A 507-nucleotide genomic window follows, 5' to 3' on the forward strand; every position below is an offset into this window, starting at 1 on the left:
TCTGCCAAAACGGCTCCTTGTCGTCGGGATGCGACGGGATCAGTGCCGCTGCTGCCGATACGAAATCGGCATAGTTGCGGCACTCATCGAACAGCGTCCAAGGGGCGCAGCGTTCGTCCATTGGGTTAAGGATTACGTCGGTTTCGGGGTCGAAAAACGTCTCTACGAACGTGCCGGTGAGATCGAAAATAACGGCTCTGTGACCGAGTTTGCGAATCTGGGAAACGTGGCTGCGCAACTGCGTCGTCTTGCCCGTCCCGGTCGTGCCGATCAGCATCGTGTGGCTCTGCTCGAGGCGCCACGGATAGGGGATCCCTGCGATGGAGTATGGAACGTGGATTCCGTCGTCGACGCGGTCGATGATCGGGGCTTTGGCGACCATATTTGGGTCGTAGGGAGGATCGTGATCGGCGCACTCCTTCCGGAACTGAATGAGGTTGTGGCGGCGTACGTTGTCGAGCAGCAGCTGCCGTTCGACTAGCATCGATCCACGGTTGTGACGCTCGG

General features: G+C 59.2%; 1 protein-coding gene. It reads right to left on the reverse strand.

The window, feature by feature from the left end; all coding sequences use genetic code 11:
- Positions 1-484: type IV secretion system DNA-binding domain-containing protein (locus AACY49_RS30400; RefSeq protein WP_339527972.1), on the reverse strand; the 484-nt coding region annotated here is incomplete at its 3' end.
- Positions 485-507 lie beyond the last annotated feature (23 nt).

It is taken from the genome of Pseudomonas sp. EL_65y_Pfl2_R96 (assembly GCF_963970905.1).
GTDB lineage: Bacteria > Pseudomonadota > Gammaproteobacteria > Pseudomonadales > Pseudomonadaceae > Aquipseudomonas.